The 15,174-nt window shown below is 66.3% G+C and carries 16 protein-coding genes and 1 riboswitch; of the genes, 14 read left to right on the forward strand and 2 right to left on the reverse strand.

Annotated features, from left to right (window positions below; translation table 11 throughout):
- The first annotated feature begins 312 nt into the window (after positions 1–312).
- The 3 genes from hda to ACNQPL_RS24015 all read left to right on the forward strand — a co-directional run bounded on the left by hda (position 313) and on the right by ACNQPL_RS24015 (position 2,465).
- Positions 313–1,020 (forward strand): DnaA regulatory inactivator Hda, encoded by a 708-nt coding sequence (gene hda / locus ACNQPL_RS24005; protein ID WP_346615777.1) that lies wholly within the window; start codon positions 313–315, stop codon positions 1,018–1,020.
- A 126-nt stretch (positions 1,021–1,146) separates the two neighbouring features.
- A complete protein-coding gene (locus ACNQPL_RS24010; protein WP_346615776.1) occupies positions 1,147–1,791 on the forward strand; it encodes a C40 family peptidase in 645 nt (214 codons plus the stop codon).
- Positions 1,792–1,931: 140 nt separating this feature from the next.
- Positions 1,932–2,465, forward strand: a complete 534-nt coding sequence (locus ACNQPL_RS24015) for a C40 family peptidase (RefSeq protein ID WP_346615775.1) — start codon at positions 1,932–1,934, stop codon at positions 2,463–2,465.
- A 12-nt stretch (positions 2,466–2,477) separates the two neighbouring features.
- Here ACNQPL_RS24015 and ACNQPL_RS24020 read toward each other — a convergent pair whose 3' ends face one another.
- Positions 2,478–3,794: a PQQ-dependent sugar dehydrogenase gene (locus ACNQPL_RS24020; RefSeq protein WP_416468081.1), complete on the reverse strand. Its 1,317-nt coding sequence runs from the start codon at positions 3,792–3,794 to the stop codon at positions 2,478–2,480.
- 58 nt (positions 3,795–3,852) lie between these two features.
- A complete protein-coding gene (locus ACNQPL_RS24025) occupies positions 3,853–4,770 on the reverse strand; it encodes a LysR family transcriptional regulator (protein ID WP_416468082.1) in 918 nt (305 codons plus the stop codon).
- A 124-nt stretch (positions 4,771–4,894) separates the two neighbouring features.
- Between ACNQPL_RS24025 and ACNQPL_RS24030 the strand changes: the two genes are divergently transcribed.
- The 11 genes from ACNQPL_RS24030 to ACNQPL_RS24080 all read left to right on the forward strand — a co-directional run bounded on the left by ACNQPL_RS24030 (position 4,895) and on the right by ACNQPL_RS24080 (position 15,148).
- Positions 4,895–5,953 (forward strand): tartrate dehydrogenase, encoded by a 1,059-nt coding sequence (locus ACNQPL_RS24030; RefSeq protein WP_346615772.1) that lies wholly within the window; start codon positions 4,895–4,897, stop codon positions 5,951–5,953.
- An 83-nt stretch (positions 5,954–6,036) separates the two neighbouring features.
- Positions 6,037–6,258: riboswitch (cobalamin riboswitch) on the forward strand.
- Positions 6,259–6,379: 121 nt separating this feature from the next.
- Entirely contained in the window at positions 6,380–6,991 is a 612-nt protein-coding gene (cobO, locus tag ACNQPL_RS24035; protein WP_416468083.1) for a cob(I)yrinic acid a,c-diamide adenosyltransferase, read from the forward strand.
- A complete protein-coding gene (locus ACNQPL_RS24040; RefSeq protein ID WP_346615770.1) occupies positions 6,988–8,283 on the forward strand; it encodes a cobyrinate a,c-diamide synthase in 1,296 nt (431 codons plus the stop codon). The genes cobO and ACNQPL_RS24040 overlap by 4 nt, the downstream gene beginning before the upstream one ends.
- Complete coding sequence (gene bluB / locus ACNQPL_RS24045) at positions 8,280–8,930, forward strand: 5,6-dimethylbenzimidazole synthase (protein WP_416468084.1); 651 nt, start codon at positions 8,280–8,282, stop codon at positions 8,928–8,930. Before ACNQPL_RS24040 ends, bluB begins: the two co-directional genes overlap by 4 nt.
- The gene (gene cbiB, locus ACNQPL_RS24050) at positions 8,927–9,835 is read left to right on the forward strand and encodes an adenosylcobinamide-phosphate synthase CbiB (protein WP_416468085.1); all 909 of its coding nucleotides are present in this window, start codon (positions 8,927–8,929) and stop codon (positions 9,833–9,835) included. Before bluB ends, cbiB begins: the two co-directional genes overlap by 4 nt.
- Complete coding sequence (gene cobD / locus ACNQPL_RS24055; protein ID WP_416468086.1) at positions 9,828–10,820, forward strand: threonine-phosphate decarboxylase CobD; 993 nt, start codon at positions 9,828–9,830, stop codon at positions 10,818–10,820. The genes cbiB and cobD overlap by 8 nt, the downstream gene beginning before the upstream one ends.
- Positions 10,817–12,271, forward strand: coding sequence for a cobyric acid synthase (locus ACNQPL_RS24060; protein ID WP_416468087.1), 1,455 nt, complete (start codon positions 10,817–10,819; stop codon positions 12,269–12,271). The genes cobD and ACNQPL_RS24060 overlap by 4 nt, the downstream gene beginning before the upstream one ends.
- A gap of 1 nt (position 12,272) precedes the next feature.
- Complete coding sequence (gene cobU / locus ACNQPL_RS24065) at positions 12,273–12,794, forward strand: bifunctional adenosylcobinamide kinase/adenosylcobinamide-phosphate guanylyltransferase (RefSeq protein ID WP_416468088.1); 522 nt, start codon at positions 12,273–12,275, stop codon at positions 12,792–12,794.
- On the forward strand, positions 12,791–13,846 hold the full coding sequence (cobT, locus tag ACNQPL_RS24070) for a nicotinate-nucleotide--dimethylbenzimidazole phosphoribosyltransferase (protein ID WP_346615764.1): 1,056 nt from the start codon (positions 12,791–12,793) through the stop codon (positions 13,844–13,846). Before cobU ends, cobT begins: the two co-directional genes overlap by 4 nt.
- Complete coding sequence (gene cobC / locus ACNQPL_RS24075; RefSeq protein WP_416468089.1) at positions 13,843–14,412, forward strand: alpha-ribazole phosphatase family protein; 570 nt, start codon at positions 13,843–13,845, stop codon at positions 14,410–14,412. Before cobT ends, cobC begins: the two co-directional genes overlap by 4 nt.
- A 1-nt stretch (position 14,413) precedes the next feature.
- On the forward strand, positions 14,414–15,148 hold the full coding sequence (locus tag ACNQPL_RS24080) for an adenosylcobinamide-GDP ribazoletransferase (protein WP_346615762.1): 735 nt from the start codon (positions 14,414–14,416) through the stop codon (positions 15,146–15,148).
- Positions 15,149–15,174: the final 26 nt, after the last annotated feature.

A 15,174-nucleotide genomic window follows, 5' to 3' on the forward strand; every position in this document is an offset into this window, starting at 1 on the left:
CCGCGCCCACGGCCCATCCATGGGCCGAAGCGCTTGACGGGCATCCTGCCCGTCACCTCCCTCCGCAAGACCTCCGCTCGGCCTCCTGAAGTCGCAATCTGTGTCGTCTGGACCTTCGCGTATAGAAAGCAAGATCAAAAGCCACAGCCACAGCCACAGCCACAGCCAAAGCCCAGCCAATGTTTTTGCTCTGCAACTTATTGATTTTACTTGGGCTATCCGCCTACGTGATTGTGTACCCTGCAATGCAGGTATAGACTTTGCACACCGATCACCCTAGGCCCCCTGTGGTCCTCCCGACCGCCCGCGAGCATGAAACCACCGATCCAGTTGCCCCTGGGTGTGCGCCTGCGCGATGACGCCACCTTCATCAACTACTATCCGGGCGCCAATGCTGCGGCATTGGGCTACGTCGAGCGGCTATGCGAAGCCGACGCCGGCTGGACCGAGAGCCTCATCTACCTGTGGGGCAAGCAGGGTGTCGGCCGCAGTCACCTGTTGCAGGCCGCGACGCACCGCTTCCAGCAGCGCGGCGAAGCCGCCGTGTACCTGCCCCTGGCGCAACTGCTTGACCGAGGCGTCGGGCTGCTCGACTACCTGGCGCAGTACGAGCTGGTGTGCATCGACGACTTGCACGTGATCGCCGGCAAGGCCGATTGGGAAGAGGCGATGTTCCACCTGTTCAACCGCCTGCGCGACAGCGGCCGGCGCCTGCTGCTGGCCGCCTCGGCGTCCCCCCGCGAACTGCCCATCAAACTCCCTGACCTCAAATCGCGCCTGACCCTCGCGCTGGTCTTCCAGATGCGCGGCCTGTCCGATGAAGACAAGCTCCGCGCCCTGCAGCTGCGTGCCTCGCGCCGCGGCCTGCACCTGACCGACGAGGTCGGCCACTTCATCCTCACCCGTGGCACCCGCAGCATGAGTGCGCTGTTCGACCTGCTCGAACGCCTCGACCAGGCTTCGTTGCAGGCGCAACGCAAATTGACCATCCCGTTCCTGAAAGAAACACTCGGCTGGTAAGCCCGTAAATACGGGGCTTTGAGCGGCAAAACGAAAAAGTCACATCTTTTTCGATAAAATTTGCAAATGGTCCCGATAGAAGGCATAGTTTCCCCCTTCTAAAGGATTACAGACACGGTCGTGCCCATGCTAAAGCGCTTCGCACCCCTCGTGCCCCTCGCACTCGTGACCCTGTTGATTGGCTGTGCGGCACAAAGCCCGGTTTCCCAGCCCCAGGATCACACCCCGGTTGCCTCGCAATCGGTGACCAAGGCCAAAGCTTCGGCTTCCTCCGTCTTCGGCGAACAGGAAGAACTGGCCACCGAAGATGATCTGCAAGCGTTCTCCAGCGGCAGCAAGCCTTACCAATTGCCAGTGCTGGCAGACAGCATTCTCGAGCGCGGCATGTCGCTGATCGGCACCCGCTACCGCTTCGGTGGTACCTCGGAGGCCTCCGGCTTCGACTGCAGTGGCTTCATCGGTTATCTGTTCCGTGAAGAGGCCGGCATGAACCTGCCGCGTTCGACCCGCGAAATGATCAACGTCGATGCACCCAAGGTAGCCCGCAACAAGCTCAAGCCAGGCGACTTGCTGTTCTTCAGCACCAATGGCCGTGGCCGGGTCAGCCATGCCGGCATCTACCTGGGTGACAATCAGTTCATCCACTCCAGCAGCCGCCGCAGCGGTGGTGTGCGCATCGACAACCTCGGTGACCGCTACTGGAGCAAGACCTTCATTGAAGCCAAGCGTGCCTTGGCCATGGCGCCGACCACCAATATCGCGCGCAACTGATATCAAAATGATGTATCTTGCCGCGGCGGCGATGCTTGATAAAAAAAGCTCGCCGCCGTGCGCATTTACAGAAAGCGTCTAATCTAAATTCTCAACACTTTTCGGCTGCGGCCTGCGGTCTCAGACAGGATGTTCTGGCCATGAAGATGATGGCGCGCTTCGCATTCCTTTCCCTGGTGGCATTGCTTGCCGCCTGCTCCAGCCGTGCGCCTGCACCGGCACCGGTTGTGCAACCCAAGATCACCTACAGCCAGCCCGATGGTTCGCCCATTGCCGACGACGTGCTGATCCGCGCGATCGGCCTGGTCGGTACGCCGTACCGTTGGGGGGGCAACACGCCGGATTCCGGTTTCGATTGCAGCGGCCTGATCGGCTATGTCTATCGCGATGCCGCCGGTATCAGCCTGCCGCGCTCGACGCGGGAGATGATCGTCATGCGTGCACCCACCGTGGATATGAAGGCGCTGCAATCCGGTGACTTGGTGTTCTTTGCCACCAGCGGTGGCTCGCAGGTCAGCCACGCCGGTATCTATGTGGGTGAGGGACGCTTTGTGCATGCGCCATCCACTGGCGGCACGGTGCGCCTGGACTACCTCTCCAACAGCTATTGGTCCAAGGCCTACCTGCAGGCCAAACGGGTTATTCCCCAAGGCCACCTGGCGCAGAACCCCTGATCAAGCCAGGCGCTACGGCGCCTTGCTGACCCGCCACACCACGTTGCCGACATCGTCCGCCACCAGCACGCCGCCGCGCTGGTCGTTGACGACCCCGACCGGTCGCCCCATGGCCCTGCCATCACTGTCGAGAAAGCCTGTGAGCAGGTCGACCGGCTTCGCCGTAGGTTTACCGGCGCTGTCGAACGGTACCAGGATGACCTTGTAGCCGCTGTGCGGTTTGCGGTTCCACGAACCATGCTGGCCGACCAATGCGCCGTGATCAAACGGCGGTGGCAGCACGCCAGGTTGTGCGAACGCCAGCCCCAACGAGGCGGTATGTGGGCCTACTGCATAATCTGGCACCAACGCGCGGGCTACTTTCTGCGGATCCTGCGGTTTGACGCGTTCATCGACATGCTGCCCGTAGTAGCTGTAAGGCCACCCATAGAATCCGCCATCCTTGACCGAGGTGATGTAGTCCGGCACCAGGTCACTGCCAATCTCGTCACGCTCGTTGACCGCCGTCCACAAGGCACCCGTATGCGGCTCCCAGGCCAGGCCGTTGGGGTTGCGCAAGCCTGAGGCAAAAATCCTGTGCGTGCCGCTGGCGGCATCGACTTCCCAGATCGCCGCGCGACCCTGCTCCTGGTCCAGGCCGTTCTCGCCGACATTGCTGTTCGAGCCCACGGTCACATACAGCTTCTTGCCATCAGCGCTGGCAATCACGTTCTTGGTCCAGTGGTGGTTGAGCGTCCCGCCGGGCAAATCGACAACTGCCTTGCCGGGCTCGCGAATCTGCGTGGCCCCTGGCGAGTACTTGAAACGCAGCAGTCGGTCGGTGTCGGCGACATAGAAGTCATTGCCCACCAAAGCCATGCCGAACGGTGAGTTGAGCCCCTCGATAAAGGTCGTGCGCAGTTCGGCAACGCCGTCATGGTCGGCATCCCGCAGCAACGTGATGCGGTTGGCGCTAGGCACCCCGGCGCCTGCGCGCTTCATCGCCTTGCCCATCACCCAGCCGCGGATGCCCTTGCCATCATCGGGCTTGGGCGGGGCGTTGGTCTCGGCAACCAGCACGTCGCCATTGGGCAGCACATACAGCCAGCGCGGATGATCGAGTTTGTCGGCGAAGGCCGCCACTTGCGTGCCCGCTGCAGCCTTGGGCTTGCCGCCGCTAGGCCAGCCGATGGCGGGTGCGATGTTGACGGTCGGGATCAGTGTCGGGTTGGGCGCAGGCAATTGCGGTGCAGGCCCGCTGCCTGCATCGACACCCAGTGATGCGGTGTCACCGCATCCCGCCAGAAAGGCGCCCAGCGCCCAGGGTAAGAGAATGCCGATGCGATTCATGGACGCCGCGCTCCTGAGTAGGTCTCTCAGTATTCAGAGCGCGGCCAGGCATGCCAGTTCATCCAACTTCTTCAAGGTCCAGGTGGTCGATGCGCTCGAAACGCTCGATCAAAAAGTCGATCAGCCTGCGCACCCGCGCCGACAGGTGCAGCTGCTGCGGGTACACCGCGTAGACGTCAGCACGGGTTGGCGTCTGATCTTCCAGCAACAGCCGCAAACGCCCACTACGCACGTAGCGGGCAATGTCCCACTCGGCGCGCAGCAAGATGCCATGGCCCTGCAGCGCCCAGTTCAGTGCCACCTCACCGTCGTTGCAGCTCAGTGCACCCTGCACCTTGATGTTCTGCGTGCGCCCGCCGTTGGTGAAGCTCCACACGCCATAGGGCGATTCATTCTGGCGCAGGAAAATGCAGTTGTGCTGGGCCAGATCCGTCAGTCTCAGCGGTGTGCCGTGCTTTTCCAGGTACAGCGGTGAAGCGCACAGCAGGCGGCGGTTGGACGCGATCTTGCGGGCATGGAAAGAGGCGTCCGGCAGGCTGCCGAAGCGAATCCCCAGGTCGAAGCCGTGGCTGGCCAAGTCCAGCGGGTGGTCGCTGATTTCCAGCTGCACCTCGATGTCCGGGTAGCGCGCGTAGAAGTCGGCCAGGGCCGGGCCGATGTAGCGGCGGCCAAAGCCCAGCGAGGCGTTCACCCGGATCAAGCCCTTGGGCTCGGCGCGGTGGCGGCCGATCAATTGTTCCACTTCATCGACCTGGACGAGGATGCGCGCGGCGTGAGCGAAGTACAGCTCGCCCTCGGCGGTCAGGCTCATGGAGCGGGTGGTGCGGTTGACCAGGCGCACGCCCAGGCGTGCCTCCAGTGCTGCCAGGCGCTTGCTCACCGCCGGCGGCGTGACGCCTAGCTCGCGTGCGGTGGCTGCCAGGCTGCCTTGCTTGGCCAGGAGGTGAAAGAAGCCCAGGTCCTGTGTTGGATTCATCATTAACCCATGGTTACTTAAGAGGTAATTCAGGGTTAACTGCTGCCCTGGGTTCACTACATATACTCGGCTCATACCCGCCAGCACAAGCCCGGCGGGCCACAACAAGCATGGGAGTCGAGGCATGAGCAACTACAAGATCGCGGCAATTCCGGGTGATGGCATTGGTGTCGAGGTGATCGCCGCGGGTGTCGAGGTACTGCAGGCACTGGCTGCCAAGCGCGGCAGTTTCGGCATCGATTTCGAGCATTTCGATTGGGGCTCGGAGCGTTACCTGCGCGAAGGCCAATACATTCCCGAGGGCGGCCTGGAACGGCTGAAAACCTTCGATGCCATCTTCTTCGGCGCCGTGGGCAGCCAGGAAGTACCGGACCATGTGTCGCTGTGGGGCCTGCGCCTGCCGATCTGCCAGGGCTTCGATCAGTTCGCCAATGTACGCCCGGCCCGCGTGTTGCCAGGGGTGACCAGCCCGCTGGCCAAGGGCAAGGCAATTGACTGGGTGATCGTGCGGGAGAACTCCGAAGGGGAATACTCCGGCAGTGGCGGCCGTGTCCACCAGGGCTTGCCGATCGAAGTGGCCACCGAGGTCTCGACCTTCACCCGCGTTGGCGTCGAGCGCATCCACCGCTTCGCTTTCGAGCTGGCCCGCACTCGCCCGGCAAAACACCTGACCCTGGTAACCAAGTCCAACGCGCAGCGCCATGGCATGGTGCTGTGGGACGAGGTGTTCGAGGAGGTGGCCAAGGATTACCCCGATGTGCGCACCACCCGCGAGCTGGTGGACGCCGTGACCACGACCATGGTGCTCAAGCCCGAGCAGCTGGATGTGGTAGTGGCCACCAACCTGCATGCCGACATCCTGTCCGACCTGGCTGCCGCGCTGTCCGGCAGCCTGGGCATCGCGCCCACCGCCAACCTCAACCCCGGCCGTGACTTCCCGTCGATGTTCGAACCCATCCACGGCTCGGCGTTCGATATCACCGGCAAGGGCGTGGCCAACCCCATCGCTACCTTCTGGACCGCGGTGATGATGCTTGAGCATCTGGGCGAACACGCTGCAGCGCGCGAGCTGATGGCCGCGATCGAAGCGGTCACCGAAAGTGGCCTGCACACGCCTGACCTGGGCGGCAAGGCCACCACCCGTGAAGTGACCGATGCAGTGTTGGCGCTGATTCGTCGCTAAAGCTGAAAGCCCATCGTCGGCAACCGGCGATGGGCTTCGTGAAATCACCCCCGTTCGATTGACGCTCCCCATTCAACCCTCTAACCTTCGCGCGTGTTTCAGGTGCCCTGCCAGCCTTGTCTGGGTGGGGTGAAACTGGGAAGCCGGTGGGCGCCATAAAGGGCGCGAGTCCGGCGCTGCCCCCGCAACGGTAGGTGAGTCAAAGGCCGCGCAGGGCCACTGGATGCCAGCATCCGGGAAGGCGCGCAGGCTGGGCCGACGCCCGCTCACAAGCCCGGAGACCGGCCTGTCACTGCCAACGGCATCACGGAGGGTGATGCGCGGTGCACCGTGGCGTCTGGCCACGGCTCCTTCGCGCTCTCCGCCTGCCTGTCTATCGACCTGTCGCCGCTTCTTCGCGTGGCGTCAGCCTGCGGAGTACCCCCCATGAGCGAACTCACCGACCGCGACGAACGCCACCTGGCGCGCATGCAGCGCAAGAAGGCAGTCATCGACGAGCGCATCGCCAATTCCCCTAACGAATGCGGCCTGTTGCTGGTACTTACCGGCAACGGCAAGGGCAAGAGCAGCTCGGCCTTCGGCATGCTCGCGCGCGCTTTGGGCCATGGCATGCAGTGCGGCGTGGTGCAGTTCATCAAGGGCCGCAACAGCACCGGCGAGGAGCTGTTCTTCCGGCGCTTCCCCGAGCAGGTGCGCTACCACGTGATGGGCGAGGGCTTTACCTGGGAAACCCAGGATCGTCAGCGCGACATCGCCGCCGCTGAAGCGGCTTGGGCGGTTTCGCGCCAATTGCTGCAAGACCCGTCCGTGCAGTTTGTGGTGCTCGATGAACTGAACATCGCGCTCAAGCATGGCTACCTCGACCTCGACCAGGTGCTCTGCGACATCCAGGCGCGTCCCCCCATGCAGCATGTGATCGTCACGGGCCGCGCGGCCAAGCCGGAAATGATCGAGCTGGCCGACACGGTCACCGAGATGGGCATGCTCAAGCATGCGTTCCAGGCGGGCATCCGCGCGCAGAAGGGCGTCGAACTGTGAGCCACACGCGACACTGCCCGGCCGTACTGATCGCGGCCCCGGCTTCTGGCCAGGGCAAGACCACCGTGACTGCGGCCCTGGCCCGCCTGCACCGCAACCTCGGGCGTAAAGTCCGGGTGTTCAAGTGCGGGCCTGATTTTCTCGACCCGATGATCCTCGAGCGCGCCAGCGGTGCGCCGGTGTACCAGCTCGACCTGTGGATGATCGGCGCCGAAGAGAGCCGCCGCCTGCTGTGGGAAGCGGCGGGCGAGGCTGACCTGATCCTGATCGAGGGGGTCATGGGGCTGTTCGACGGTACCCCGTCCAGCGCCGACCTGGCCCGCCACTTCGGCGTACCGGTGCTGGCGGTGATCGATGGCACTGCCATGGCCCAGACCTTTGGCGCCCTGGCCTTGGGCCTGGCGCGCTACCAGGCCGACCTGCCGTTCGCCGGTGTGCTGGCCAACCGGGTGGGCAGCCTGCGCCATGCGCAACTGCTTGAAGGCAGCCTTACCGAGGGGCTGCGCTGGTACGGCGGGCTGTCGCGCGAGCGCGGCATCGAGCTGCCCAGCCGCCACCTGGGGTTGGTGCAGGCCAGTGAGCTGAATGACCTGGATGCGCGCCTGGACGCTGCCGCCCAAGCCCTGGGCAGCAGCTGCGATGCAGCATTGCCGCCGCCGGTGGCCTTCGCCGAACCCTCGCCGCAGCCCTGCGCCGCGTCGCTGGCTGGCGTGCGCATCGGCGTGGCGAAGGACGAAGCGTTTGCCTTCACCTATGGCGCCAACCTCGACCTGCTGCGCGATCTGGGCGCCCAGCTGACATTCTTCTCGCCTGTGCACGATCAGGCGCTGCCCGATGTGGACAGTTTGTACCTGCCGGGCGGCTATCCCGAGCTGCATCACCATGCCCTGGCTGCCAACGCGCCGATGACCGAAGCCATCCGTGCCCATCACGCCGCGGGCAAGCCCCTGCTGGCCGAATGCGGCGGCATGCTCTACCTGCTCGATGCCTTGACCGACGTTGCCGGTGAACGTGCTGCGCTGCTCGGCCTGCTGCCGGGCGAGGCGACCATGCAGAAACGCCTGGCAGCGCTTGCCCTGCAGGCCGTCGAGCTGCCCGAGGGTACCCTGCGCGGGCATACCTACCACCACTCGCTGACCAGCACCGCGCTGGAACCGATTGCCCGGGGCCTGAGCCCCAATGGTGGGCGCGGTAACGAAGCGGTCTACCGCCTGGGCCGGCTCACTGCGTCTTACGTGCACTTTTATTTCCCGTCCAACCCCGAGGCGGCGGCGGCGCTGTTGCGGCCATGAGCGAACACGCCTTCAGTGATGCCGAGCGCGCCGCGGTCTACCGGGCCATCGGCGAGCGTCGCGACATGCGCCACTTTGCCGGCGGCACGGTGGCCCCCGAGGTGCTCGGCCGCCTGCTCGGCGCCGCGCATCAGGCCCCCAGCGTTGGCCTGATGCAGCCGTGGCGCTTCGTTCGCATCACGCAGGGCGAACTGCGCGGGCGCATCAAGGCGCTGGTAGAGCAGGAGCGGTTGCGCACGGCCGAGGCCTTGGGCGAGCGTACCGACGCCTTCATGAAGCTCAAGGTCGAAGGCATCAACGATTGCGCCGAACTGTGGGTGGCGGCGTTGATGGACAACCGTGAGCCACACATTTTCGGCCGCCGAACCTTACCGGAAATGGACCTGGCCTCGCTGGCCTGCGCCATTCAGAACCTCTGGCTGGCGGCCCGTGCCGAAGGCCTTGGCATGGGCTGGGTTTCGCTGTTCGAGCCCCAGGCACTGGCCGAGCTGCTGGGCATGCCGGCCGGCGCCAAGCCGGTCGCAGTGCTGTGCCTTGGGCCGGTAACCGAATTTTATCCGGCACCCATGCTGGTGATGGAAAACTGGGCCGAAGAGCGGCCCTTGGGTGACATGCTGTTCGAGAACCAATGGGGAGAGCGCCAATGAGCGTGGCCTTGCTGACCGTGGCCGGTGTGGCCCTGGATGCGTTGCTGGGCGAGCCGCAGCGGCGCCACCCGCTGGTGGCCTTTGGCAACCTGGCATCGGGCCTGGAGCGGCGCCTGAATGCCGGAGGGCGAGGCTGGCGCAGCCATGGCGTGAGTGCCTGGTTCCTGGCCGTGGTGCCCTTGACGCTGGTCGCGCTGATCCTGTCGTGGCTGCCCTATGTGGGCTGGCTGGTGGACGTGCTGGCGCTGTATTGCGCGCTGGGCCTGCGCAGCCTGGGCGAGCACGTGCTGCCAGTTGCCAGTGCCCTGCGCCAGGGCGACCTGGAAGAAGCACGGCGGCGTGTGGGCTACCTGGTCAGCCGCGAAACCCGCGAGCTCGATGAACCCGCTGTGGCCCGAGCCGCCACCGAATCGGTGCTGGAGAACGGCAGCGATGCGGTGTTCGCCGCGCTGTTCTGGTTCATCATCGCCGGTGCGCCGGGCGTGGTGCTGTACCGCCTGAGCAATACCCTGGACGCCATGTGGGGCTATCGCAATGAACGTTTCGAGCGCTTTGGCTGGTGCGCGGCGCGCATCGACGATGTGCTCAACTATATGCCCGCCAGGCTGGTGGCGCTGACCTACGCGCTGCTCGGCAAGGCCCGCCTGGCGTTGGCCTGCTGGCGCAAACAGGCGCCGTTGTGGGACAGCCCTAACGCCGGGCCGGTGATGGCAGCAGGTGCCGGGGCGCTGGGCGTCGAGCTCGGCGGCCCGGCCGTGTACCACGGCGAGTTGCACGAGCGCCCGCGTCTGGGCGAAGGGCCGATGGCCGACGCCGACGCTATCGAGCGTGGCTGGAGCCTGGTGCAACGTGGCGTGTGGCTGTGGTTGCTGCTGATTTGCCTGGGAGCGTACCTGAATGCTTGAGCACGGAGGCCGCCTGTTGCGGGCGGTACGGCAGTACGGCATTGCCCGTGAGGCCTGGCTCGACCTGTCCAGCGGCATCGCGCCCTGGCCGTACCCGATCCCGCCGATCCCGGTGGATGCCTGGGCCCGCCTGCCGGAAACGGAGGATGGCCTCGAAGCTGCTGCACGCGCTTATTACGGCGCTCGCCAGTTGCTGGCAGTGGCCGGCTCGCAGGCGGCGATCCAGGCCTTGCCGCAGTTGCGCCCGACGGGTCGGGTTGGCGTCATGTCGCCGTGCTACGCGGAGCATCCGCAGGCCTGGCAGCGGGCAGGGCACCGGCTGATCGAGCTGGATGAATCGCAGGTCGAGGGCACACTCGACAGCCTCGATGTGCTGGTGCTGGTCAACCCGAACAACCCCACCGGCCGGCGTACACCCCGCGAGCAGCTGCTTGCCTGGCATGCCCGCCTGGCCGAGCGGGGCGGCTGGCTGGTGGTCGATGAAGCGTTCATGGACAACACCCCCGAACACAGCGTGGTGCAGTGTGCCGAGCGCCCCGGGCTGATCGTGCTGCGTTCGTTCGGCAAATTCTTCGGCCTGGCTGGTGTGCGGCTTGGCTGCGTGGCAGCCGAACTGCCACTGCTGCAGCGCCTCGCCGACCTGCTTGGCCCGTGGACCGTCAGCGGCCCGACCCGAGTCGTGGCCCAGGCCTGTTTCGCCGACCAGGCAGCGCACCCGGCGCAGATCGAACGCTGCGCCCAGGCCAGCCAGCGATTGGCCGTGCTTCTGGAACGCAGCGGCCTTGCGCCTACGGGCAGCTGCGACCTGTTCCAGTACGTGCGTAGCGACCGTGCCGCGCACCTGCATGACTTTCTCGCCCGCCGGGGCATCCTCGTCCGCCTGTTCGAGTACCCGCCAGCCGTGCGCCTGGGCCTGCCCGCCAGCGGGGCCGATGAACAGCGCCTGGCACAAGCCCTGGCCGATTATCAGAAGGAAACGGCATGACCACCCTCATGGTGCAAGGCACCACCTCCGATGCCGGCAAGAGCACGCTGGTCACCGCGCTATGCCGCTGGCTGTTGCGCCAGGGCGTGGCCGTGGTGCCGTTCAAGCCGCAGAACATGGCGCTCAATAGCGCAGTGACCGCCGATGGTGGCGAAATCGGCCGTGCCCAGGCTGTACAGGCCCAGGCCTGCCGGCTGGCGCCGCACACCGACATGAACCCGGTGCTGCTCAAGCCCAACAGCGACACCGGTGCCCAGGTGATCATCCATGGCCGCGCAGTCACCAGCATGAATGCGGTGGCCTATCACGACTACAAAGCCATCGCCATGCAGGCGGTACTGGCGTCACACCAGCGCCTGAGCGCCGAATACCCGGTGGTGATGGTCGAAGGGGCGGGCTCGCCCGCCGAGATCAACCTGCGCGCCGGTGACATCGCCAACATGGGCTTCGCCGAAGCGGTCGACTGCCCGGTAATCCTGGTGGCCGACATCAACCGGGGCGGGGTTTTCGCCCACCTGGTCGGCACCCTCGAACTGCTGTCGCCGAGCGAGCAGGCGCGGGTCAAGGGCTTCGTCATCAACCGCTTCCGTGGCGACATCGCCTTGCTGCAGCCGGGCCTCGACTGGCTGCAGCAGCGCACCGGCAAACCGGTGCTGGGCGTGCTGCCGTATGTCACCGACCTGCACCTGGAGGCCGAAGACGGTATCGATGTGCGCCAGGCGGCCAAGGATGAGCGCGTGCTCAAGGTGATCGTTCCGGTGTTGCCGCGCATCAGCAACCACACCGACTTCGACCCGCTGCGCCTGCACCCGCAGGTGGACCTTCAGTTCATCGGCCCTGGCCAGCCGATTCCGCCGGCCGACCTGATCATCCTGCCGGGCTCCAAGAGCGTGCGCGGCGACCTGGCGCAACTGCGTGCGCGCGGCTGGGACACGGCCATCGCCCGGCACCTGCGCTATGGCGGCAAGCTGATCGGTATTTGCGGTGGGCTGCAGATGCTCGGCCACCACGTGCACGACCCGCTTGGCCTGGAAGGGGCTGCAGGCTCCAGCCCGGGCCTGGGGCTGCTCGATTACACCACGACCCTCGAAGCCGAGAAGCAACTGCGCAACGTGGCCGGGGCGTTGAGCCTTGAGCAAGCAGCCGTGGCAGGGTACGAAATTCATGCCGGTGTCACCCACGGCCCTGCGCTGCAATGCCCGGCCGTGCAGTTGGCCGATGGCCGCAGCGATGGCGCCGTCAGCGCCGACGGGCAGATCCTTGCCACCTACCTGCACGGCCTGTTCGAAGGCAGCCAGTCGTGCGCCGCACTGCTGCGCTGGGCGGGGCTGGAGGGCGTGCAGCAGGTCGACTATGAGGCCCTGCGCGAGCGCGATATCGAGCGCCTGGCCGACCTGGTGGAAAAACACCTGGATACCGCGCACCTGCGCCAGCTCTGTGGGGTCGCCTGACATGCTCAACCTGATCCTTGGCGGCGCCCGCTCGGGCAAAAGCCGCCTGGCTGAACGACTGGCTGCCGACAGCGGCCTGCCGGTGACCTACATCGCCACCAGCCAGCCGCTCGATGGCGAAATGAGCGAACGCGTGCGCCTGCACCGCCAGCGTCGGCCAAGCGACTGGGGGCTGATCGAGGAACCCCTGGCCCTGGCCGCCGTGCTGCGCGCCGAGGCCGCCGAAGGGCGCTGCCTGCTGGTGGACTGCCTGACCCTGTGGCTGACCAACTTGCTGATGCTCGAAGACGAGCAGCGCCTGGCCGAGGAACGCGACGCGCTGCTCGACTGCCTTGTGCAGCTGCCCGGCACGATCCTCCTGGTCAGCAACGAAACCGGCCTGGGCGTGGTGCCCATGGGCGAGCTGACCCGGCGCTATGTCGACCAGGCCGGCTGGCTGCACCAGGCCGTCGCCGAACGCTGCCAGCGGGTGGTACTGACCGTCGCTGGCCTGCCCCTGATGCTCAAAGGACCTGCACTATGAACCCGACCTGGTGGCGTGACGCCTGCCAACCTCTCGACACCGCCGCCATGGACCAGGCCCGCGCCCGTCAGCAGCAGCTGACCAAACCTGCCGGATCGCTCGGCCAGCTGGAAGGCCTGGCCGTGCACCTGGCCGGCCTGCAAGGGCGTGAGCGGCCGACCCTGGACCAGGTCGCCATCACTATTTTCGCCGGTGACCATGGCGTGGTCGAGGAGGGCGTCTCGGCTTACCCGCAAGCGGTGACCGGGCAGATGCTGCGCAACTTCGTCGGCGGCGGCGCGGCGATCAGCGTGCTGGCGCGCCAGCTGCAAGCCAGCCTGGAAGTGGTCGACCTGGGCACCGTCGACCCGGCACTCGAGCTGCCGGGTGTCCGCCATTTGCGCCTGGGCGCGGGTACCGCCAACTTCGCCCGCCAACCCGCGATGACCGACGCGCAACTGCATGCCGCCTTGCAGGCCGGCCGCGACAGCGCCCAGCGCGCCGCGGCTAACGGCGCGCAGCTGTTCATCGGCGGCGAGATGGGCATCGGCAACACCACCGCAGCTGCGGCACTGGCCAGCACGCTGCTGGCCTGCCCGGCGGGTGACCTGAGCGGCCCGGGCACTGGCCTGGACGCTGCCGGCGTGCGCCACAAGGCTGAGGTGATCGAGCGCGCCCTGGTACTGCACGGCCTGCGCGCCGACGACCCGCTGCAGGCGCTGGGCTGTGTCGGCGGCTTCGAGATCGCTGCGCTGGCTGGGGCCTACCTGGCCTGCGCGCAGCAGGGCATTGCCGTGTTGGTTGATGGCTTCATCTGCAGCGTCGCCGCGCTGGTTGCAGTGCGCCTCAACCCGCACTGCCGCGCCTGGCTGCTGTTCGCCCACCAGGGCGCCGAGCCAGGGCACCAGGCCTTGCTTGAAGCGCTGCAGGCCGAGCCGCTGCTGGCCTTGGGCCTGCGCCTGGGTGAGGGCAGTGGTGCCGCCCTGGCCGTGCCGCTGATGCGCCTGGCCTGCGTGCTGCACGGGCAGATGGCGACCTTCGCCGAAGCGGCCGTGGCGGACCGCCCGGCATGATCCTCGACCTGCTGCGCCACGGTGAAACCGAACAGGGCGGCGGCTTGCGTGGCAGCCTTGACGACGCCTTGACCGAACAGGGCTGGGCGCAGATGCGCGATGCTGTACGTGAGGGCGGGCCTTGGCAGGTGCTGGTCAGCTCGCCCTTGCAGCGCTGCGCGCGGTTTGCCGACGAGCTGGGGGCGCGCCTGGGTTTGCCGGTGCAGCGCGAGGCGGGCCTTCAGGAGCTGCATTTCGGTGAGTGGGAAGGGCGCAGCGCCTTGCAGATCATGCAAACCCAGGCCGATGAACTTGGGCGTTTCTGGGCGGACCCCTACGGCTATACGCCGCCTGCCGGCGAGCCTGTGAGTGCGTTCGCCGAGCGCGTGCTCGCTGCGGTTGCTCGGCTGTACCAGCAGCATGCCGGCAAACGGGTACTGCTGGTCACCCACGGCGGCGTCATGCGCTTGCTGTTGGCGCGCGCCCGTGGCCTGCCGAAAGAGCAATTGCTGCAAGTCGAAGTGGGGCACGGCGCGTTGCTGCGCGTGCTGATGAATGAAGACGGGCTGGTGGAAGAGGTGCGCTGAGATGCTGCCGTTCTGGATTGCCCTGCAGTTCCTGAGCAGCCTGCCGGTACGCTTGCCGGGGATGCCCGAGCCGCGCGAAGTGGGGCGCTCGCTGCTGTGCTATCCACTGGTGGGCCTGCTGTTCGGGGTGTTGCTGTGGCTGGCCAGCCACCTGCTGCAAGGCACGCCCGCCCCGTTGCATGCGGCCTTGTTGCTGGCGTTATGGGTACTGCTAAGTGGAGCGCTGCACCTGGACGGCCTGGCCGACAGCGCCGATGCCTGGCTGGGCGGGTTCGGCGACCGGGAGCGTACGCTGCAGATCATGAAGGATCCGCGTAGCGGGCCAATTGCGGTGGTGACCCTGGTGTTGGTGTTGCTGCTGAAGTTCTGTGCGTTGTGGGTGCTGGTCGAGCGCGGTGCAGGGGCGCTATTGGTACTGGCGCCGGTGGTGGGGCGGGCGGCGATGCTGGGGCTGTTCCTCGGGACGCCCTACGTGCGCCCGGGTGGACTGGGGCAGGCACTGGCCGAGCACCTGCCGCGGCGCGCGGCGGGCTGGGTGCTGCTGGGTAGCATGCTGCTGTGCCTGCTACTGGGTGGCCTGCGCGCTGTCTGGCCCATGGTTGTGGCAATCGGTGTGTTCCTCTGGCTGCGCCGGCTGATGTGCCAGCGGCTGGGAGGGGCCACCGGGGATACGGCCGGGGCGCTCCTGGAGTTGCTTGAGCTCGCGGTCGTGTTGGCCCTGGCGTTGGCTTTCTGAGCAGCTGACGGGCGGCGGCAATATCC

It is taken from the genome of Pseudomonas sp. LFS044 (assembly GCF_047978245.1).
Lineage (GTDB): Bacteria > Pseudomonadota > Gammaproteobacteria > Pseudomonadales > Pseudomonadaceae > Aquipseudomonas.